Below are 20,895 nucleotides of genomic sequence, written 5' to 3'. Positions count from 1 at the left end.
CTCACAAACTTCGTAATTCTCATGCTATCGTTTATTCAACGAATGAACGGATCTATACTGCTTTGTCGAAACTCAATCTCGGACTCCGGTCCGAAATAACTTACGAAAATCTACTATGGGCTTTCCCTGCGCATTCATCACGATTAACGGCTATGGCCTAAAGACCACGCGGTTTCGTTACCGCAGATGGCGATTCAGGCGCGAAGACCGAGCTATCCGGCCAATGGACCGCCGGGAATACGTGTACGTCACTTCCGCTGCCGTCATGCGCAAACGCCTTGCAGAAGCAGGCTATAACCGCACGGCGTTGGAGTTGGAGTACCTGAGGACGTTACAGAAGATTTCCGTAGAGGGTGCAGAGTCCTACTTCCGCACTCGTTGCTGCATAGGACGGTACACCTCCGCCCAACGGGCTGAGGCCTGCAGGCGCGCGTCGCTTAACGATTGGCTGTTCGCTTTGAAGGAAAACATCACCAATGGCAGGGCGCGCTTTCTCAACCCGACTGAGTTTGTCGATCAGTCGGGTCGGCCTGCCGAAGTCGACGTTCTGATCGACACCGTGGCGTGCAGTGAATCGACCATCTACCCTATCAAAACCGAGCATTTGCAGAACGCATTTCCCTGCGCCAGTTTGGAGTGCATGGCAGTCGCGATGCTCGAAGTTGTGCCGGACAGTGCCGAATGCATTCTCGACGTTACGGACCTCGTCAACCATGAGCTCGTGTATTGCTTCGACGATCTCACATCGGTAGACGAAACGGCCGGCGATGACAGCTGCGATATTTGACCGGTCCTTTCGCACAACAGACCTAAAATTCGACAAGTAAAAAGATCGTTTACTCAACGGTGCAGGTTCTGTCCCGTCTCCCCGATCCCTATAACCTATACGCCCCCGAAAATGACTTTTCGCGCCTACTTCACGTTCGATGGCTATCCGGCTCACTGGGAAGCAGAAAGCTATTCCCGTTGGCTCTTCACTCAAAAAGACCGAGTGATTAGACACCGGACCAAGGGAGAACGCAACGTTCTCATCCACGATCTGCCGGAGCATCGTGCGGAATGGGATGAGCCGGAAACGGACTATCTGTATGTCGTAACCGCCGAGGAGCTCCGACGGCGCCTTAGTCTTATCCCTTGCCTCTGCCCAGTGAGTTCGATCACGTACATCGACGAAGACACAAGTATGGTCAAGACATGGCATCGCTCAGAAGCGAATTTGAGCGTTATAGACGCGCGATGATCGCCGACAAAGCACCCACGTTCTACGCGAGCGTGTCGGACTATTACGCGAACGAAACCGTGCGCGGGGTTAAAAGTCTGATGCGAGCCATAGAAGAGGTGCTGGAAATCAACGCTTTCGACGAAGCTAACGCGGAAATGCTCGGATCCCTGCCGACGCATAAGCGCCCTCCAGACCGGACCTCCGCAACTGATTGGATTTGCGCAGAATATCGTCGCAAAGGAGAAACTACCAGATTGCTGCTCGCGCAAATGGACGGTAAACGATGCGGTGAGGCCGCGCTCGAGGTCCTCAGATGCATAGAAGACGCCCGCGCCGGGAAGCCGTATGAGCGAATGGGAACCACCGTAGCTCGCTGGTATCGCGAATCGGTGGTGAAAGAGCGGACGGAAAGGCCCATCCCCTGATGCATGAAAAATACGACTGTAGCTACCGCGCTGTATCCCGGCTCAGGGTGAACACGGTTCGCTTGCTGCGAGCAGGATGGACGCACCCTGCTCGCCAGGCCGGCGATCGCTCGCCATTGCCAGAGCAATCAAGCGGTAGTCGATTCAGCCGCTGCAGCGTTTGTCGACGCGGACGCTTGCGCCGGTGCTTCAGGCGTCGCGACCGATTTATTCGCGGCCGCCTTCTTCGCCGTCACTTTCTTCGCTGTCACTTTCTTCGTCGCAACTTTCTTCGCAGGCGCCTTCTTGGCCGATGCGACGGTCTTTGTCGCGGCGACCTTCTTCGCAGCAACCTTCTTGGCTACGCCCTGTCTGGCAGCCGCTTTCTTCGCGCCCACTTTCCTAACTGCAGCTTTCTTGGCAGGTGCTTTTGTTGTCGCCTTCGGCTTCGCACCGCCCTCGCCCGCACCGCCCTCAATCAGAAATGCCGTCCGGTCCTTGACGCCGGCAAGCCACGCCGGGGTCCGACCACGCCCGCTCCACGTTGCCCCGGTCTTCGGATCGCGATACCTCGGTGCCTGCGGCCCACGAACGTAATTTCCGGCCTTGGCTGCCGGCTTTGCAGCCCTCGCCGGGGCTTGCAAATCGCCATCTGTCAGAAACTTACTACGGTCCTTTGCATTGGCGATCCACGCGGGCGCACGGCCATGACCGGTCCAGGTAGCGCCAGTCTTCGGATCGCGGTACTTTGCCGCCGACGCAGCCGATTTGGCGGCGACTTTAGGGCTCGGCTTGCGACCACGTTTTTTTGGACCGCCGATGTGCGCTTCGATGTCAGCGGTGGTCAAACCGTGCCTTTCCATGATGTCGCGAATCTTTGCAATTGCACCGGACGACTGTTTTGCAACCAAGGCTTCGGCCTGTGCCTGAAGCTTCGCAATCTGCGCCTGGACCTTCTCGAGTGTTGCCATTTATATCTCTCCCCGTGGTTAGCAATGGCCGCACTATGCCATATAACGCTGCGAATAAGCATGCAGAGGCAACCCTTATCAGCTACATCGAAACCAAAGTCGTATTCTCAACGCACGGCGTTCGCTTAGTTCAGCAGATCGCCTGAATGGCTGGCGTAAATCGTAAGACAAAGAAATTTCATGGATGAGAGAAAGCGCGACAGTATGGTCGCCTATCTGCGTCGCAGAATCGCCGAAGTCGGCATTGAGCTGGATGATCTTGCATCTGCGATTGCAGAAGACCAGATGAGGCAGAAAACTGCCCGACACCGAAGTGCGACCGGAGAAATATGGTCGAGCGAGGAAGAGATCCCTCAATGTGTCAAGCAGCCCATCACAGCAGGGCAATCGATGGAACACTTCGCTGTCAAGCCTGCACCGCTGGGGATGACCGAAGCGCGCCCGAAGGCGCCGGAGTCGAGATCCGTTTTAGGGCAGCTTACTTGCAGCCGTGCATCCTTCGCACCGCGAGATATGAAGGCGCCATTTATCTGACCGAGCAAAACAGCTACGGAAACCTCCGCAACTGGCCTTTATATACTCGGGCGAAAATATACATCAAACACTCTATTCGGTGATGCCCGCAAAGACGCCAAGGCTGTCACTCTTGACGAATTACTTAGCAAACAAAGATTCTACTTATCCGGGTTCAGTTCAACGCATCGCCCCGGCGACGCGATTCGCTCGTCCGCAACGTCGTTGTCTAACCCGACAAGCGTCGGCCTTTCCTCCGCCGTGTTCAAGCGCCCAGCCCTCACCTGCTTGCCGGGGACTAGCACTGCCATACCCAGTCGGCACGTCCCGGCTTCGTGTAGTGACTTGGCGGCAACTGCTGAGCTCCAATATATTTGAAGAAATCTTCATATTTTGCATCGTCGTAGCGCGTGCTGTTCTCGGAAAAAATAATCTGCTTTACACCATAGCGCCACGCTAGTTCGGCACGCAGGGCCATCGCCAATCTCCATCCTACGCCTTTTCGTTCGAGGCCTCGCTCCACAGCAAAGTGGCCGATCGTGGCATCACCTGTGGCTCGATCAATCGCAATCTGGTGGGTATAAGCGATCGATTTGCCATGCGATTTCACGTAAATATCAACACAGCCGTCATCCCGCCATGGGCTGCGGCCGTCGTATCCCTTCAAACATGAAAGTGGGTCACGCAGAAACGCATCAAGAGGACTCTCACCTTTTTCGCGTTTGCTCTGTCTCTCGAGGATCAACGCACGCCCGAACCCCACTCCGACCCAGAACACAGATACCAAACCCGCCGCCCACCACGCATGGACATGGGACTCTGTGACCTTGAGAATAGCCAGGAAGAGGAACGGCGCATGCAGAATCCCCGAAATTACCTCCGTCAGGAATGCTGCTCCGGCTTCCGAGATCCACCGCTTAAGCAAATCCCGAATCTTTGCGAACCCTCTGGTGGGTCCCCACCAATCCTGTTTCCGTTCCGCGCGCTTCGGAATGAACCAACTGAGCAGAAATGCGCACGCATCGATAACAATAACGCAAACCGCGATGCGAAAGGATAGATCCGTATAGTCTGTGATGAGTGTCATTCTTTCTGTTAATCAAAAGATCCGATGTGCTCCCGGCGGGCCCGCCGAGGGCACATAGCGCGCTGTCAGAGAGTCGGAGCGCGGGATACATCGAGCCACATCAGGTGCGGCACGTAAATGATGCTCCACGCGGTCAGTTGGGGAAGCAATCTTTCGTTGCATTAAGACTGACGCTTTACGTCGCCGTACCCGTCGAAAAAAGGGTGCCATCCAGAAGCTGCACCCTTTTCCAATATCAGAGCGGACGTTGCCAATCGCCAGCTTTAACGCACCGTTCTCGTGTTATCGAATTTGAGGTTGTCAGGTCAATCCACCCACGTACGAGCGCGCCGCGAAAAGGAAAGTCCGCAGGTCCACCGAACTTACGAACTGAAGAGATACCGAATAATGAGGATACTCACCGGCATGTGCCGCAGCGTTCATAAGTTGATAGGATTGGTAAAACGCAAGCAAAATGGCGTGCCAGTTCGCGGTCTCCGCATTCATCTTTGCTGCGGGCCTTGACATGACAGCGAATAACGTTGGCTTTAGCGTCACATGGCTTGAATCCTCGAAACAATCTGCCAGTTGGCTCGCCACAAGGCCAAGCTGTTTTGGTGGACTGTGCAGCACGAGCTTGAGCAACCGCGATATGAGTGATTTTGCATCTTTCGCGGCATTCGGACGATACGCGCGAGGATCGACTGTCTTCCTCAGTTCTTGCTGATAATCGTTCACGCTTGCGAGCGCGTCGGGCTCCGCCCCGCCCCCGTGCGCGGCAGCGACGAACTGACGTACTCGCGCAGGTTCTGACGACTGCAGCGAAGCCAGTCGCGCAACCAACTCGGCTTCGAGCTTATACGCGAACTCTGCAATCTGCTCGATCCGCGCTTCCGGACAATCAAGAAGCCCTGCTTCCGCAGTCATGGCGAGGTCCGAGATCTCAAAGAACGTTTCATGCCCCGCTTTCACAGGGAACCACTGCGGCAAGATGACCGGTGAGGCACCTTGTGGCAGTTTGAAATCCTCCTTGGCTAGCAAAACAACGGACACACGATCAACGTGCTTTCCGATGCAGCAATCGAACGCCGTTCGGTTCCCGGCAAATGCCTTTTGTACATCCGACATCACTGCATTGGCGTTCTCAAAACCTTCTCGCACGATAAGCGGAACGATAGCTTCTGTCCCGACCATACGGGAAAGCTCAGCGGCTAGAGCCTGCCGGCTTTCGAGAGAATGCCGAACCCAAAATATCCGTAGCACACGTCCTGGATGCCACGCGATGCTCTCTACCAACTCAACAACTCTGTTTGCAGTGTATTCCATGTTCAGTTGATCTTTGCAGTGACGGATGCAGCAAGCCGCGCCATCAGACGGACCCCCGGTTTCACCTGGCCGCCCTTATCCTGAAGGAAGTTCGACATCGAACCACTTGCCAGGAAGCGTTCTGGTGTCATGCGTATTCCCTGACCATATGGCGCAGCAATCTGATGGAAGGTATTCACAGAGCAGGCAAACGCCTTGGGATGCTTCGTTGCGATCTCCTGAAGTACGTTTGTTATCGCCGAAAGCCAAGGCTCGGAGGTGCGTCCGCGCTCGCTCGAATATTCCGCGAGCATCCCGTGGAAGAACACGTAGTGAGGACTCCGCTGCAGCGCCGCGATGGTGAGTCGATCTTTATTGAACTTGACGAACTGTTCCGAACCGAGAGGCGCCGTACCATGTTTAAATTCCTTGTCGATCAGCCATTCGCAAAAATCAACCATCAGGTTAACCGTCAGATACGGGTGCCCGTTGGTTTCCTCGTAAACTGCATCTGAAAAGGACGTATCGAACGGCAGATGCTCCTGGAGAACTCTGCGTAGAAACTGGGTGAATTCTGTGTCGGTGGCGCCAGCGTAGTGTTCAAAAAGCGGAAAGTTGTATTGCCGGACGAGTGGACTCAACTGATTTTGCGCAGACAGGATGAGGTGCGCATCCGGCCGCTGCCCCATAAAAATTAGCAGGTTCTTTGCAGCAAAAGCTACCATCTGGCTGAGAAGGGGCAACGCGACCGTGAACCGCAACCCCGGATCCCGACTCACGAAAGTATCAATCAGGCCGAACAGCGTCTCATACTCGTCAATAATAAAGACGACCTTCTTACCTTTGGTGTCAACGGCCGTGGTGGCCAAGATGCATTCATCCACGACAGATTTGAAAAAGTCGGGCGCAAGTACATCCTGAGACGATAGTGCTTCCCCTATCTTCCGCGCAAAGATATTCTGTTCAATCTGGTGAGGTTGGTGGTCCATCGTTTGCACGACCACTACCAGCTTCCCGTTCTGGTCTGCGAGACTGCTTGCTGCTGTCGTCTTACCGGAACGGCGCACGCTGCACCACAAATGAACCCCCGTTCCACTTTCAAGGCCTTCCAGCAAGCGCTTGACGCTATATCTCTGCACGAGAAATTGCTTACGAAAATCGGGATCTTCCAGAGGAAACTCGCGAGCGTAGTTTCGATTGAGCAAGCTCGGATCATGCGTTTCCGCATCGTTCGAGATATGACTCTGCAGCACCGATTCGATCATTTCGGCAAAATTGCGCACCTGCTCCGATTTCGCTTTTACTTCGCCAGCGTTGAGCACTCTCGATGACTGGTCCTGCTCGGCAAGCTGGGAGTCAAGTCGCCCGATGACCACCGCAGCGCGCAACGCCAACGCCTCGCCTAGGTGGTACGCCTGTTGAATGGTCCCGCTGTAGTAACTGGAAACAAGCAGCTCACGACTCGCCGCACGTTGGCGTATCGTAAGTGTGATATCAAGCCGTTCCGCGTGACCGACCGCCAAGCGGCTGAGCCGCGGCAGAAAGACGTCTTCGTCGTGAAACCGATGTGCCAAGCGTTCAATGCCCAGCAACGCCGGAATGATCGTTACGTATACGTCGTCATTCCGGTACTCGGCGGGGAACTCTTCTATGAAACTCAACGCCTCTGAACCGCGCGCAAATCCCAATGCCGGTAACCAGGTTTTCTGGTTTCGGGTCAATACGGACCAACCAGACTCTTCGCCATACGTCACCTTGCCGAACCCAGTAAGAATTCCTGTCAACAACGACGAAGTCAAGTTCCATGTGACCTCGGCATCCTTCGCGTTCGTGACACTCTCTCTTTGATCCATGAAGATCAAGATGACGAGGTAAAGGAACTTGAGAAGTCCGCTTACCGACTTGATCTCTGCTACTTCTGCGGAAAGACCGTTCTCAGTCTGAAAGCGAAAACCTCGATCGAAAATGTCCGTAGCGTGGGCCGCAGCAACACGTCCCACGTCTTCAACCTCCTGGTGCCATTCCGTGGATGGCGTCAGTTTTTGCCGGGTATCGCCAAAGATGAACATCAGAGTGTCGCGATAGTAGGTCGCCCACTGGAAGATGTGCCTATCCCGCAACTCGTCAAAGCGCGTTGCGTATAGCTTTGCGAGCATTGGCGGCTGCTTCGCTGAAGTTGGCATACCGTTCGAGACAGCGTCCACGCCTGAGGACTCATTTGGCTGCTCAATGATGCCCAGTTTCGCGTCCAGTATGCCTAGCAGCGCCTTGCGACGCTTTTTCTGAAACCGTAGAGCCAATGCGCTCAAATCGGGTTTCAGAAGCGCCAAGGTGTCTTTTGTCGTCTCCTTGACCAAACTCGAAAACTCGTCCGACGCCTTTGCGACCCGATTGTTATCCACCATCGCTGAAATCTCAGCGATCTTCTGGCGAGTGCTCGCGCCAACTGTTGCCATAACCTTTCTTACCTCCTCGGTAGGCTGTTTTTATTTCTTCGTCGCCGCTACGTCCGTAGACGAATCTCTAGCGCAATAGCCGTCGGCGACCATTGGCCTCCATCGTGACTGTGCGCTTCCATCATGGGATTCAACGCAAGTTCAGTCGCTTCAACTCCTGTACAACCAACGGTGAAAGCCTACTCAACCTCCAATCAGGAAGATTGCGCAATCTCAGACGGACCACGACGGAATTGAGCTCCCGGCCAACGAGCAGGTCCATTACCTCGCGAGCCGCAATTCTGGAGAGACCCAAATCCATGCATGAAACCATTGTTCTTGAACAGGCACCTAATTCAAGGAACAGTGGAATAGGCAGAAATTCGCTTGCTTCTCCCCCTTCCACCACCATCGCGTGCTTCAGCAAATCAAGGTAGCAGGATACGAACTTCACATACTTGAATCGCAACTTTTCTTCGATTTCCTGCAGTACACGCTTGATTACGTCTCCAGCCGATACCGAACGTTTCTGTCCAGCCTTCGCTGCCCGTTCACGGGCATAGCGCAATTGCACGTCAATCATGTCCTTTAGCGAAGTACCCTCCATCCACGATAGCGCAAACCAACCATAGAAACGGTGTGCCTCGTTCCGCCGCCCCTCGAAATGCTCATGAATGAGTTGTAAGATGAATTCAAGCCGGTTTTTGGCTTCGTCGCCACCCATTGGATGCAACGGAATGTAGGCCTCGTGACGCCCCTCTGAAACTGCCGCTCGAAGAACGGTGAACATCTCCTGCTGACGCAGAGGGGAGATCATGCCATGCCGTTTTAGTAGGCTAACAGGCAGCGTCACACTATTGAGATGCTGTTCAACGGCGCGAATCAGTCGAGACATCGACTCCAATTCATGGCCTGGGGCCGCCTGCTTGATCGTCTGCAGAAGCGTTCCACTTTTCGCGTCGATAAACAACCTCGCGAACACGCTTTCCGCAAACGCCGTTCTCTTGTTTCCGGACGCATGTTTTGCGTTCTCTGCGAAAGTGACTATTGGCCGCTGCTCCGAAGTTAGCGCCTTCGCCAGCGCCGGTACAACCCCTAGAGCCGGCGCCTCATTCACAGGTTGGGATTTCCACTGGTCGTAGCTAACCAAGAAGACATTTCCGTGCGTATCTTTACTTAGGCGCCCGGCCCGACCGGCCAAATTCCAGAAGTCGTCCACACTCATGGGCGTATTCCTGCCCTTGTGCGGGTTGAAGATGAAGATGTTGCGCGCCGGGAGGTTCACACCCTGTAACAGAGTGGAGGTGCATACAAGCGTGTCGATCGCTCCCTCCGCGAAACTGTCTTCAAGAGCCTTCGTGATGTTGGTCGGCATGTTTCCGTAGTGGAAGCCAACGCCTCTTTCCACACAGTCGGCAAGGACGAATTCCGGGTGAACGTGGTGTCGAATGAACCTCGCCAGTTCCCGTAGGTCGGCGTCTCCCCCTTCTAGCGGGTCGTCTATCCCCGCGAGCGCCGTTGCCGTGGCTTCCGCCGGCGCTTTCGACGACGCGTAAACCAAGCTCTTGGAGCCGCTACCTACCAGCCTGATAGTTTCTATCAGCCGCTCAAAGTTGTTGAAGCACGGCCTTGCCACGATCCGTCCAAGCTCAAGCCTTCCGCCATCTGGCAACTGAAGCGAGAGCTGAAGATCATCGTCTTTCCTCGCCTGTACGAAGTCCGCATAAATGAGGTTTTGTCGAACAGGACGGAGATGGGTCTGCAAATCGGCAAGTCCATTAAGCTGCAGGAGTTCACCTATTGGCGCTCCACTTTGCCGTCCAGGGGTGATAAACAACACCTTGGTAGATGGTATGCGCCGGATAGCATCTTCCAGGCAACTATGCAAAAGGATCCCTCGCGCGCCATCTCCAATCTGTTGCGCCTCATCTACAATGAGGATATCCAGGTCGAAGTCCTCTTGATCCAGCGCAGTACGCAACCGCTCCTGCGTGAACACAAATACGCGAGTCTGATTGAACGCGTTCTCGATGCGAGCGCGCGGCGTACTCATAACCACAACTTCCGGCAAGGCGTCCGTTAACTTCGTTTGAACCTCGTGGATGAGCGACCTCGACGGGACGATGTAGACGACGTCGAGATTTCGGTCGGATCTGGTGATGAAGTCCTTGAGAAACGTTTGAATGATGAACGACTTGCCAGACGACGTCGGAGCGCTAACGCTGACAAACTGACGCTCGTGCAGTTCACGCCACACCATGAGCTGAAAATCCGTAAGCAAAACCGGTTCATCCCGAACGCTGATTGAGTTCGCGTCGCGTCGGGCTGTTTCGGAACCCGCAAGTTGCCACGGAAGAAAACGTATGGATCCAGATTCACCGGCTATGAAATCGCTTGCGGGGAAGTTTCCAAGCGTCGCCATAACGTGACCACACGCCGCTTTCGCCTCTTCGGAGATCCGCAATGCAGCTAGGCAATACGCGATGTCCTGAGCAACTATATGAAGTTGTTTATCAGTGCTCTGAGCAAAAATGAGCGCCGACTGCAACAGCTTTTGCGCCTTCGTACCGTCGATTTTGCGTCTTTGACGAAGCAACGAAGACAGGCTATGCCATTGCAGCTCGCGGTATGCAGCCTTGAATTCCCTGTCTTTCGCGACCGCCCTTGCGAGCTGTAACCGAAACTCAGACACGAAGAGCGTCCTTAAACATATCGCGAAAGTCCTGAGCGTCCGGCAGCGGGAATACAAACAGATCGACGAACCGAAGGGAAACTTTGTTGCCCTTCAGGTGCTGACGAGCCAGTCTCAGGACTCTCTCGAGATCTTCACGATAGAACTTGACAAATGCGTCTTCTGCGCTATCCACGTCATCAGGGTCTACGTAACCAGAGCTATCATAGGCGATGAGAATCGCAAATCGGTCTTCCCGGTTATTTGCTTCTTCAGTTGCGAAAGGGTGTAGATAACGCAGCAGCGCATCTTTGCTTTCTTCTGGGAAACCATCGAGATCGATATGGTCAGTGGTCAACTGAAGCTCGTAGCTCTTCCGGTCGCCGATGTTGTTGGCGAATTCCCCAACAGACTTTGCTGCTGCCTTGACGGCCGCGGCACAGGATGCATGCACCTTCGACTCGCCAAAAATGATGATGAGCCGGTTCTTTTGGGTGTCCCACCGCGCATGGACGCCATCAGAGCCATGCACGGGCATTTGCGCGCTCGTTTTCAACCGCATTTTGGAAAGAATGATCGGAGCCTGTAGAAAATGCTCGATCAAGGCATACAGCAACAGTTCGCCACCCTCTCCCGACTTCGACATCTCTTTCGCTTTGATAAAGCGACGCTTTGCCTTCGAAATCAGCCTTTGGATTGCAGGACTGCCGTGTCGAATTTTGGCGTCGGCGAACTTTGCCTCGGCAATCTCCGCTTTGGTTATACAGAATCCGAGGATTGAATCGGTCAGCGCCTCGACAAGCGGAGCAACCGCAGGCCTTTCGTTCTGGAAGGCGGGGTAAAGGAAATGAGCGTTGACCTCGGGAGTCCCGCTATCAGCACTCGCCAGCTTCCGGACTCGGGTCTCGATCGAATGAAACCCAAGGAGTGGTTCAAAATATCGCTCGATATCGTCAGGCTGTGCACTTCCGTCTTCCATTTGACGCTTCAGCTCCCGTTCCAATATGCCGGGGTCGTAGTTTTCAAGCACGCCGCCGCCGTGATGATCCCACACCACTGCCATCTGTGCCGTCACGACGGAAAAGCGCAATGCGATCCTCTCAAATCGCGATCTGCCTCATAACAATGCGCTTTTCGGATACAAGACCCTTCGCAAAAACCGGCTTACATCTGTAAATCGGCAGACTATAGAAAAACTTTAGTCCCGACACCATCAAGGCGGCAGAAATGATGCAATTCGCATCGAAATTTCTCCTCACTCGTCATCTTCACCGATATGTCGAGGTCAGTCGCGCTTGCCAGCTGAAAAATCTGCGAGCCGCGCGGTGACCCTGATCATTCCTCACGCGACCGCAACCGTGATGTGTGCATCCGTGCGCCCCGCGCTCCCCGGTACGTCCGATCCGATGCCGAGCGAACGGCCGGATCCTACCCATCTGGTGGCCAGGTGCGTCCGTCCCACGCAAGTGAAAGCACACATCGAGTGTGTCCCCCCTAGCAGGCTACCTTGATCGCCTTCATGGGACGACGCCGTCGGGTATGGTGTCATACGTCCGGGGCCCGCACCCCAGAACTGCAGTCAAACGACAATTCGAATAACCTGTTTCCGTCACCTTCACGCTAAAGAGACACGAAGTGAATCAAGAAGCCGATACCACTGCAATTAACCGTTGCTTCCACGACCCGCAATTGGATCTCGACACGCCCATCCACCGGTTTGTAACCTGGCGTTGGGTCGAAGATTTGCTCGTGGACGGGAACTTGACCTTAGTTCGTCCAGAAAGTTGGGACGATCCCTACGAATTGATCCATCGTCCGATCCAAGTGCGTGTGACCGACAAACACGGGACACAAGCCCAAAAGGTGCTGGATGGCAGTGATTTTCAAGTCTTCTCGCAATCGTGGACCACCAAGTGCATGGCAGACACGATGCTGCGTGCCTACTCCAGACTCACGGCCAAAGCCCCGGAAAATGAAACGGACGATCGCGCCTTCACGCCGATGCTTCATGCCACTGAAGCGATTCAAATTTCGACCACCATCGGTAAGCTGCAGGCAGCCTTACAGTTTGGGCTAGAAAACACTGCATCGTTCGAGTTTCTGTACATTACCAAGGTCGCCTACATGCCAGAAGAGGACCTTGCGCAGCGCGTGGTGTCAACCTACGCGCACGGCCCCGATACGGGAAAAGATCCGGCCTGCGTCGCCTCGTTGCTCTCCGTCAAGCGCGAGGCCTACGAGGCGGAAAACGAGGTTCGGCCCATCGTGCTGCTCGATGACGCAGCGAAAGGCCTTTCACTCTTAAAAATCAAGTTAAAGCCACAGTTCTTGATCGACTCCATCTCCATCGATCCGCGGATAGGCAGCCACAAAATTGCCGGATCCCATATACATGACTACGACCAAAGGTACGCGTTATTAGACAAATGGGGTTTCGCTTCAAAGGTCAAGAAATCGCACTTGTATTCGGTGTCGCCGTTGTTTGATGCCTTGTTAGACCTCGATGCGCCGGATTGCAATCTGTCAGAGCCGTCCAAAGCGCGTTGGCGCGCGTTCCTCGCGCACCATCAGCAGACAGCGTAGGAGCGAGACGGCTCCGTGAGGTGCGGTTGTGTAAGGTGGTACCGCCAGCGAAAGCGCAGGCAACGGAACACTCCGAAGCCGGCTCCCGAACGGACGGGAGGTATCGGGCGGCCCACCGATCACCTTCGGGACGAAGGCCGTCTCCCGATGCTATCCTAAGATCGTGAGTCATTCGAGGTAGAAACGGAAAAAAGAAACTTCGGGAGAGAAGTATGCCGTGGGCCTTACATGGATACAAAGTCGGTGCAAACGAGCAATGGTTCGACGAGCTACCGACCGACGAAGACACATTGGAAGCGATCACAACCGCCGCACGAAGAAATATCGAACCTTGGCTCTCGGCTGTATTCCAGTCGGAGCATCTAAACCTCTTACTCGGTAGCGGGTTTACAGCCGCGGTCAGCTATCAAACGAAGGCCGTCGCGACTGGTATGGGTACGGTCACCTTCGGCTCGAAGTACGACGAGAAAATCGATGCGTACGCTAAGAAGTCGGCTGCAGCAATGGGCCGGGGTAGCGCAAACATCGAAGACCAACTCCGCGGCGCGCTGATGGTGCTGGAAGGGCTGAAGGTAATCGGTGATGACGCCGAGCGGCAGGCTCTCCAAGAGCAGATGGACGCAGTTTTGCTCGATTTCCTTGGCTCTCTCCTCGATACCGAGCGGGCAATCGCGGAAGCAGGCGACGAGGACTGGAAGGCTGGCGTCTCGGCATTGCAATCATTCTTGCTGAGCTTTGCAAGTCGGTCGGCTTCGCGCGAACGACTTCAGGTGTTCACGACAAACTACGACCGCCTGATCGAATACGGTTGTGACCTGGCCGGACTTCGGATAATCGACCGATTCGTAGGTGCACTCAATCCAGTCTTCCGTTCGACCCGCGTTGACGTCGACATGCATTACAACCCTCCGGGAATTCGAGGGGAACCGCGCTTCATGGAAGGTGTCATCAGACTCACGAAGCTGCATGGCTCGCTGGACTGGCACATTAATGCGCGGACGAAGCAGATGCATCGAGTCGGTATTCCTTTTGGTGCGGGGATTGGCCACTCTGACGTGCCGAGGAAACCTATCGACACGGTGATGATCTACCCGAATCCGGCCAAAGATGTCGAGACGACTGCATATCCCTACGCGGAGCTCTTTCGAGACTTCGCCGCTGCTCTTTGCAGGGCGAACTCTGTTCTCGTCATCTATGGCTACGGTTTCGGCGACGATCACGTGAATCGCGTTCTACTCGACATGTTGAGCATTCCGTCGACTCACGTCGTCATTATCGCGTTCGGTACCAGCGAAGAATCATTTGGCCGTGTGAAGTCCTTCTACAGTACCGCAGCCCGGCCTGCACAGATATCTCTGCTTGTAGGAGGGCATTTTGCCCACCTGGAAAACCTGGTGACGCATTACCTCCCGAAGCCGGCCATCGACTTCATCACGAATCGCATGGCGGAGCTTTTGAAGAACCGTCCGTTAGGTTTCTCAAGTGCCGATGGTGCCAGAGAGCCTTCCCAGCATGGCGCTGGGCTCGCTTCTTCGTCAGCCCAAATTGCAGCGGCGTCAACGGCAAAGGAGAATTCATTGCCTGCAGCCGCCCCGACAGCCTCGAACCCGGATGCGACACCATCTCAAACGACAGGCGACGACCCTTTCTGAGGTTCTGATGACGAGCCCTATCGAACAACTTGCGGAACTTGTGATCGGAACGGTTGAGTCCGTTTCGCCAAACGAAATACGCGTAGCGCTGGAGATGAACGCCCCGCAAGCGACCGCGCTGAACGCCGGCGCGCCTGCGTCCTTCCCGCGGCTGAATGGCTACGTACTTGTGCCGAATGAGGCGGGCGCCACTGTTTGCTATATAAATTGGGTGGGCGTCGAGCGGGCAAGCTTCCCGAAGGGCATTGGAAGCAAGGAGGTCGGCTTGATCGACCTCCCCTTTCCCGCGCGAAAAATGGCCGTCTCGCCCGTAGGGACATTGACGACGCTTCGCGATAAGGGTGCCCAAAATATCCGGTTTGAGCTCTCTCGCGGCGTCATCGCGTTCCCCTCGGTAGGCGATCAAGTACTGATGCCAACGCCAGAACAGGTGTCGGCTATAGTCGGATCGAAAGAATCCGACAAACGGGTCAGAATCGGGACATCTCCCATGGCCGCGAATGCGGCGATCATGGTGAATCCGGACAAGATATTTGGTCGACACCTTGCCGTGCTGGGCAACACGGGGAGTGGCAAGTCATGTTCAGTTGCTGGGCTCATTCGATGGTCTCTGGCAGCCGCGCGCAAGGAGCGCGCTAATCGCGGACTCGAGAACCATCGGCCGAACAGTCGATTTATCGTCCTGGATCCTAACGGCGAGTACGCAAAGGCCTTCCGAGACTTCGGCGATGATTTGCGGCTTTTTCGCGTTCCTCCAATCGAAGGCGCCGTCCGTCCGCTCGATGTACCGGCCTGGACGTGGAATGGTCACGAATGGGCCTCGGTAGCCCATGCACAACCTGGCGTTCAGCGCCCCATGCTGTTTCAAGGGATTCGCGAGCTCAAGAGCGGGCAGACCGAGGGAATCCCGCGCGAAGCAGTCATCCGCCGGTACTTGGTCTCCTACGCAGTTCGAGTCGGCGCGTTGCTAGCCCAAGGCACACAGGCCTTCGCTGGCGCTCCTGCGGCAAGGTTTCAGTGTGCGCGAATGCTCGAAACTATTGCTGGAGACGTCACAGAGTTCGCAGCCTCTGTATCCGATGCCCCAGTGAGGGCCTCCTTAGCCGGCATTGCGACGGTGGCTAATAACGTCATAAACAGTCGTAGATCGGGTCAATACTTCAACGATTTCTTGGTCAGCGACCTTGAATCCGTTCGCGACGCTCTGACCCAGACTGCTGACCCACTACCCGACCTTGCAAGCACCGCCCCGGTCGGCGAAGATGCACCGCGCCCGTTCGATGTGACGCTTCTCGCTGACCATCTTGAGCGCGTGGCTATTGAACAAGGCGGCAACGTCGCTGCGTTCGTTTCGACGCTAGGGCTGCGCATCAAGGCAATGCTCGCGGACCAGCGTTTGGGATCCGTGATTGCACGGGATCCCCCCACGACGTTCTCAGCGTGGCTCGAGGATTACGTCGGAACCGATGGTGCCGGCAATGGCCCGCTCGCGATCGTCGATCTGTCCTTGGTACCTTCCGATGTGGTGCACGTCGTCGTCGCGGTGCTCTCGCGACTCGTCTTCGAGTCTTTGCAACGGTATCGTCGTCAACGGGCGGACGGCAAGGCTCTTCCGACGGTCCTGGTTCTGGAGGAAGCGCATACGTTCGTGCGTCGGGGCCGGGACGACGATGCGTCGGTGACGTCACCTGCCCAACTCTGTAGGGAAGTGTTTGAACGCATCGCACGCGAAGGGCGCAAGTTTGGCCTTGGCCTGGTACTCTCGTCGCAGCGTCCTTCAGAGCTATCGCCAACAGTGCTTGCTCAGTGCAACACGTTCATGCTCCACCGCATCGTGAACGACAGCGATCAGGACCTGGTGGGACGTCTGGTTCCAGACAACGTCGGGGGGTTGCTCCGGGAGCTACCGAGCCTGCCTTCGCGTCAAGCGATTCTTTTAGGATGGGCAACGCCCATTCCTGTACTGGTGGAACTGGATGAGTTGCCGGACGAGCACCGTCCGCAATCTGACGATCCAGATTACTGGGACGTATGGACTGGACACTCGGAGCGGACCGTCGACTGGAACGCAATCGCATTCGACTGGAGCGGAGCGCCGGGTGGCAACTCGGATGACCAGGACTCTATCGACGAGTATTTTGCTCGTTAGTAATCGGCTCGCTCTTCACGGTCGCAATGAGGTCGGCGGCGAACCCGGCGGCGAATCTACGGTCTGGATACGACCGGCCTGTCGAGACGCCAACGCTATTTGAGCCCCTCGCACATGCTTTACCGTTAGACTGCTCAGCGCAAAAAAGAACGCGCGACCAACGGGTCGCGCGTCTTCGCCAGAACTCTTGGTATGACCTGTCAGCCGAGGATCACAACGCCGTTACCGTCTGCCCGCTGAACGACGACTGGCTTCTTCACCAATGTCTCCTTCTCAGCGACATCCTCGTATTGCTTCGTCAACAGCGCGCTTGCAAACACGTGCTGCAACGGGATGTGATTGATATCCGTCGTCGCCTGCATCTGGATGTATCCGGTCACCAGTCCTGCCATTTCGTGCCAGTCGTGTGCCGTCGCTTCCCGTTGCGGTGCCGCGCGGTATTTCTCATCCCTCAGTTGCTCATTGAAGAACCGGGTTTCGAGGAACATGGCACCCCAACCGTCTCCGTTGTCGATCATAATTCCAATCGGCAAGCGCTCGTACTTTCGCCACATGTCGATGGCCGCCCAAAGCTCCGGATCGGTCATCTCTGCGATCCAGTAGAGCTGGGTGCTCTCGAGCTGAAGCCGCATCGTCATCAGCATTCGGTCAGAGAGCTGCATATGCCCAAGTCCAAAATTGAAGTTCTGGACGCTCGTCGGCAGGCAGCGCGCTTGATGTGCCTTCAGCGGGAAGGTCAGGAAGGGCATGTCGTCGGGCAGACCTTGCGCCATCTTTGGACGGGCACTCAACGACCGAAGCGCCTGAAGCCGGCCAAGAGCTACTGGGGATTTACCGATAGGACCTGCGTTGTGGGCGTTGCGTGCGTTCATAATATTCTCCACTAAATTAAACCTGATTTTCGTTTTGCCAAAAAATTCGTCGCCTCAAAGGAGTTTGGATTCCGCAAAACGAAATGTTTCTCAACAGGCCAATCAGACCTGCATCCTTGTATAGCGCTGAATCCAGGCATGACGAGGAATTAAAATCTCATAGCAACTCAGCCGACCATGCTTGACTGACCGCACCGACGAGCAGCTGCCTGCCGCTGACTGCGACGCGGCCTACTTTTGACACTGCCGGAGCAATGCGTCTCACGACGCAAGGTGCAATGAGAGGATTTGAGCGCGATGCTCGTTAAATTCTCCGTGCCCCCTTAAACTGGCGGGCGACGGTTATTTATAACACCAATTTTCTTTAGTGGTCTACAGGCAAGCTCGGGAATTTTCTGAAACAAAATGATCACCTGAAAATCCCCGGCTATTAATTACTATATTTTGCAGCACGCCCTTTTGTACATTTTCGCGCTTGCCGGTGAAGTTCCGCTCTCGCGTGTAGGACGACCCCGAAAACGCGGCTGCCGTCCTCCTGCAGCAAGCGCCGGCCAAGCAGGCGTAGCGGACATATGCCCGCCGACGGTAGCGGCAGGTCCATTGAGTGCGCCCATTGACCAGCCGCTGCCTGGAAGCTGCCGCGATAGCGCCGCGTAGCCGGTGCCGATCATCCGTCCGCCGCGTCGCGCGGGCTGGGACGCACGCCACAACGGCCGTACTGGAAGCCGTGAAGCAGCGCTGGCCGGCCCGTCTGACCTGGATCGACCTTTTGCGCGTGGATGACCGGACAGCGCGTTTGCGATAACTCTTCTTATCGCAGATGCTATCTGCATGACCTAAACTGGTTGGATGAGAACTGCCCCTGTCCTGGCCCGCGCGGGCACCCGACCTGGCAGCAGACCATCCGCAAGATCGCCCGCTGCCGTCGCCATCGCACTGCCTGACCTCGCCTCGCTCGCAGCGCTGCGAGCCTGGCACGAGGGGGGCACCGCGCGCGAGGCCGTTGCGCACTACCTCAGCCACGTCCGCGGCGATGGCCAGTCCTCGCGCAGCGTTATCGCCCGCATCCGTCGGCAGCTCGCGGCATGCGCCCGCCTCCGCCAGCGTGACGACCTAATTGCGCTTTTCACGCACCCCGCCGCAGAACGCGTACAGCACGCAGCACAGGTCGTGGCTGCCCTCGATGCTTTGCAGGCCACGGCCATTCCGCAGCCACACCCGACAGACACCGTCGACCAGTGGCTCGCACCACGCGCGGCGCGCGCACTCGCAGCTGCGGGAATCAGGTCTCTAGCTGAACTGATGCTGTTCGTGCTGCGCCGACGCCGCTGGTGGCAGCCGATACCGGGACTTGGAGCAATTGGTGCTCAAAAGGTCACTACGTGGCTCGATACGCATCCGGAACTTGCGCGCCGCGCTGCACAGGTGGCACAGCAGGCTCAAGGTCGAGGCCAGTTGCTCCCGGTCTGGTCTTTGGCTTCACTGCCCGCGGAGCTTGACGGCTCCCAGGGTCGCTATCGCGCACCGCGTGAAACGTGCAGCCTCGCGGCCACAACGGATGCAGGCGCCGTTGCTGCATGGCTCGCGCTCCACGAATCTGCGCATACTGTGCGTGCTTACCGAAGAGAGGCCGAACGCCTGCTGCTATGGGCGGTAGTCGAGCGGCGCGTGCCGCTCTCGTCGCTGTCGACCGAAGACGCAACCGCGTTCCGCGCCTTCCTGCGGCGTCCCGAACCCGCAGCGCGCTGGATTGGGCCACCCTGTCCACGATCCTCACCGTTATGGCGTCCGTTTGCGCGAGCACTGAGCCCTCGCTCCACGGCCTATGCGCTGACGGTTTTAAGGGCGCTCTTTGCGTGGCTTGTCGCCCAGCACTACGTCGTCGTGAATCCGTTCGCCGGCGTTACGGTCCGCATTGCTCGTCCACGTACACCCTTCGATACCGCGCGAGCGCTCAATGACCCCGAGTGGAAAGCCGTACGGACCTTCGCTTGCAAGCTCGAGCGTCACGGCTGGACGACGGCTGCTGCGCAGCGTCTGCGTTTCGTGCTCGATTTCGGCTACGCAACGGGATTGCGGGCGAATGAACTCGTCGCCGCGACGCTCGGCGATGTCGACAGGGACCAGCGCGGCGCCTGGTGGCTGGACGTGACAGGGAAAGGCACGAAGAGCGGACGCGTCGCACTTCCGCCGCTCGCGATGCATGCCTTGCGCCAATATCTGAAAAGCCGGGGCTTGCCGCTTACCCAGCCTCGCTGGCAACCGTCAACGCCAATGGTCGACGCAATTGACAGAAACGAGACGGCAAGCCGCCGGATCGCACGAGCAGCGACGGATGAACATGGCATCAGTGCGGCGCGGTTGCGACAGATGATGGGTGAGCTTTTCCAGGAGGCGGCAGAGTATGTGAAGGCACGCAATCCTGCGCTTGCTGCGAGGCTGAGGCGAGCAAGTCCCCACTGGCTCCGACACACTCACGCCACACATGCGCTCGAGTCTGGCGTAGAGCTCATAGCCGTCCGAGACAATCTCAGGCATTCGTCCATTGCAACAACGTCGACCTATCTACACGGAAACGACAGGCGACGCGCGCATCAAGTCAGCGCCGCGTTCGGCCGTCCCCGCTGACCACTACCGCGAAGCAGCCGGCCAGCCGACCTTAGCCATTTCCATTTCATCGCCGCCCCCCCGCTTACCAGGAAGAGCGCTGGAACACCCATTCTGCATCCCGTCGAAACTCCGAGCGACGAGCGCTCCTCCTGGTCAGCAAGCTTCGACCACATCGCGCTCGCCGCTTCTGCTTGGCACAGTTTTCAGCCCGCGCGAAGCGCGAGTAGCGCCCGACAGCGCTCCAACTCGCTACTAAGCGAATCAATTTCAGCTTGCAGACCTGCTGCGCGCCGTAGAAGCTCGCCAACACGGTGCCAGTATTCGTATCCCACATCGCCGTCCTCCAAGGACAACTCGTGAAGCTTCTTCAACGCAACTTCAAGGTCGAAGCTATTCGTTTGAGCCATATGCTCCCCCGCTCATGCGTGGATGGAAGCGGATT

The 20,895-nt window shown here is 56.4% G+C and carries 15 protein-coding genes; 8 read left to right on the top strand and 7 right to left on the bottom strand.

Annotated elements, in window-relative coordinates:
• Window positions 1-115 precede the first annotated feature (115 nt).
• The 3 genes from ACZ9H4_RS29665 to ACZ9H4_RS29655 all read left to right on the top strand — a co-directional run bounded on the left by ACZ9H4_RS29665 (window position 116) and on the right by ACZ9H4_RS29655 (window position 1,647).
• Window positions 116-787, top strand: coding sequence for a HEPN/Toprim-associated domain-containing protein (locus ACZ9H4_RS29665; RefSeq protein WP_476122266.1), 672 nt, complete (start codon window positions 116-118; stop codon window positions 785-787).
• A gap of 111 nt (window positions 788-898) precedes the next feature.
• Complete coding sequence (locus tag ACZ9H4_RS29660) at window positions 899-1,240, top strand: HEPN/Toprim-associated domain-containing protein (RefSeq protein ID WP_476122264.1); 342 nt, start codon at window positions 899-901, stop codon at window positions 1,238-1,240.
• A complete protein-coding gene (locus ACZ9H4_RS29655; RefSeq protein WP_476122262.1) occupies window positions 1,195-1,647 on the top strand; it encodes a hypothetical protein in 453 nt (150 codons plus the stop codon). Before ACZ9H4_RS29660 ends, ACZ9H4_RS29655 begins: the two co-directional genes overlap by 46 nt.
• 128 nt (window positions 1,648-1,775) lie before the next feature.
• Here the strand turns inward: ACZ9H4_RS29655 and ACZ9H4_RS29650 are convergent, their stop codons facing one another.
• On the bottom strand, window positions 1,776-2,597 hold the full coding sequence (locus tag ACZ9H4_RS29650; protein WP_476122260.1) for an H-NS family nucleoid-associated regulatory protein: 822 nt from the start codon (window positions 2,595-2,597) through the stop codon (window positions 1,776-1,778).
• Window positions 2,598-2,777: 180 nt separating this feature from the next.
• Here ACZ9H4_RS29650 and ACZ9H4_RS29645 point away from each other — a divergent pair, with 180 nt between their 5' ends.
• Window positions 2,778-3,131 carry an H-NS histone family protein gene (locus ACZ9H4_RS29645; RefSeq protein WP_476122258.1) on the top strand — a complete coding sequence of 118 codons (354 nt, stop codon included), beginning with the start codon at window positions 2,778-2,780 and terminating at the stop codon, window positions 3,129-3,131.
• Window positions 3,132-3,408: 277 nt separating this feature from the next.
• On the opposite strand, the gene ACZ9H4_RS29640 is transcribed toward ACZ9H4_RS29645, so the two are convergent.
• The 5 genes from ACZ9H4_RS29640 to ACZ9H4_RS29620 all read right to left on the bottom strand — a co-directional run bounded on the left by ACZ9H4_RS29640 (window position 3,409) and on the right by ACZ9H4_RS29620 (window position 11,677).
• Complete coding sequence (locus tag ACZ9H4_RS29640; RefSeq protein ID WP_476122256.1) at window positions 3,409-4,197, bottom strand: hypothetical protein; 789 nt, start codon at window positions 4,195-4,197, stop codon at window positions 3,409-3,411.
• 300 nt (window positions 4,198-4,497) lie between these two features.
• Complete coding sequence (locus ACZ9H4_RS29635) at window positions 4,498-5,502, bottom strand: hypothetical protein (protein ID WP_476122254.1); 1,005 nt, start codon at window positions 5,500-5,502, stop codon at window positions 4,498-4,500.
• A 2-nt stretch (window positions 5,503-5,504) separates the two neighbouring features.
• The gene (locus ACZ9H4_RS29630) at window positions 5,505-7,937 is read right to left on the bottom strand and encodes an ATP-binding protein (RefSeq protein ID WP_476122252.1); all 2,433 of its coding nucleotides are present in this window, start codon (window positions 7,935-7,937) and stop codon (window positions 5,505-5,507) included.
• Between the two features lie 130 nt (window positions 7,938-8,067).
• Window positions 8,068-10,608, bottom strand: a complete 2,541-nt coding sequence (locus ACZ9H4_RS29625) for a DEAD/DEAH box helicase (RefSeq protein ID WP_476122250.1) — start codon at window positions 10,606-10,608, stop codon at window positions 8,068-8,070.
• On the bottom strand, window positions 10,601-11,677 hold the full coding sequence (locus ACZ9H4_RS29620; RefSeq protein ID WP_476122248.1) for a HamA C-terminal domain-containing protein: 1,077 nt from the start codon (window positions 11,675-11,677) through the stop codon (window positions 10,601-10,603). Before ACZ9H4_RS29620 ends, ACZ9H4_RS29625 begins: the two co-directional genes overlap by 8 nt.
• Window positions 11,678-12,222: 545 nt before the next feature.
• Here ACZ9H4_RS29620 and ACZ9H4_RS29615 point away from each other — a divergent pair.
• From ACZ9H4_RS29615 to ACZ9H4_RS29605, 3 genes are all read left to right on the top strand, one after another.
• Complete coding sequence (locus ACZ9H4_RS29615; RefSeq protein WP_476122246.1) at window positions 12,223-13,170, top strand: hypothetical protein; 948 nt, start codon at window positions 12,223-12,225, stop codon at window positions 13,168-13,170.
• 212 nt (window positions 13,171-13,382) lie between these two features.
• Entirely contained in the window at window positions 13,383-14,822 is a 1,440-nt protein-coding gene (locus ACZ9H4_RS29610) for an SIR2 family protein (protein ID WP_476122244.1), read from the top strand.
• Window positions 14,782-16,971, top strand: a complete 2,190-nt coding sequence (locus tag ACZ9H4_RS29605) for an ATP-binding protein (RefSeq protein WP_476122242.1) — start codon at window positions 14,782-14,784, stop codon at window positions 16,969-16,971. Before ACZ9H4_RS29610 ends, ACZ9H4_RS29605 begins: the two co-directional genes overlap by 41 nt.
• A 200-nt stretch (window positions 16,972-17,171) precedes the next feature.
• Here ACZ9H4_RS29605 and ACZ9H4_RS29600 read toward each other — a convergent pair whose 3' ends face one another.
• Window positions 17,172-17,843 (bottom strand): hypothetical protein, encoded by a 672-nt coding sequence (locus tag ACZ9H4_RS29600; protein ID WP_408258539.1) that lies wholly within the window; start codon window positions 17,841-17,843, stop codon window positions 17,172-17,174.
• An 849-nt stretch (window positions 17,844-18,692) separates the two neighbouring features.
• Between ACZ9H4_RS29600 and ACZ9H4_RS29595 the strand changes: the two genes are divergently transcribed.
• Window positions 18,693-20,471: a phage integrase family protein gene (locus ACZ9H4_RS29595; protein ID WP_476122240.1), complete on the top strand. Its 1,779-nt coding sequence runs from the start codon at window positions 18,693-18,695 to the stop codon at window positions 20,469-20,471.
• The last annotated feature ends 424 nt before the right edge of the window (window positions 20,472-20,895 follow it).

This window comes from Paraburkholderia sp. TE9906 (assembly GCF_056279605.1).
This window is presented reverse-complemented; position numbering and strand designations above follow the sequence as displayed.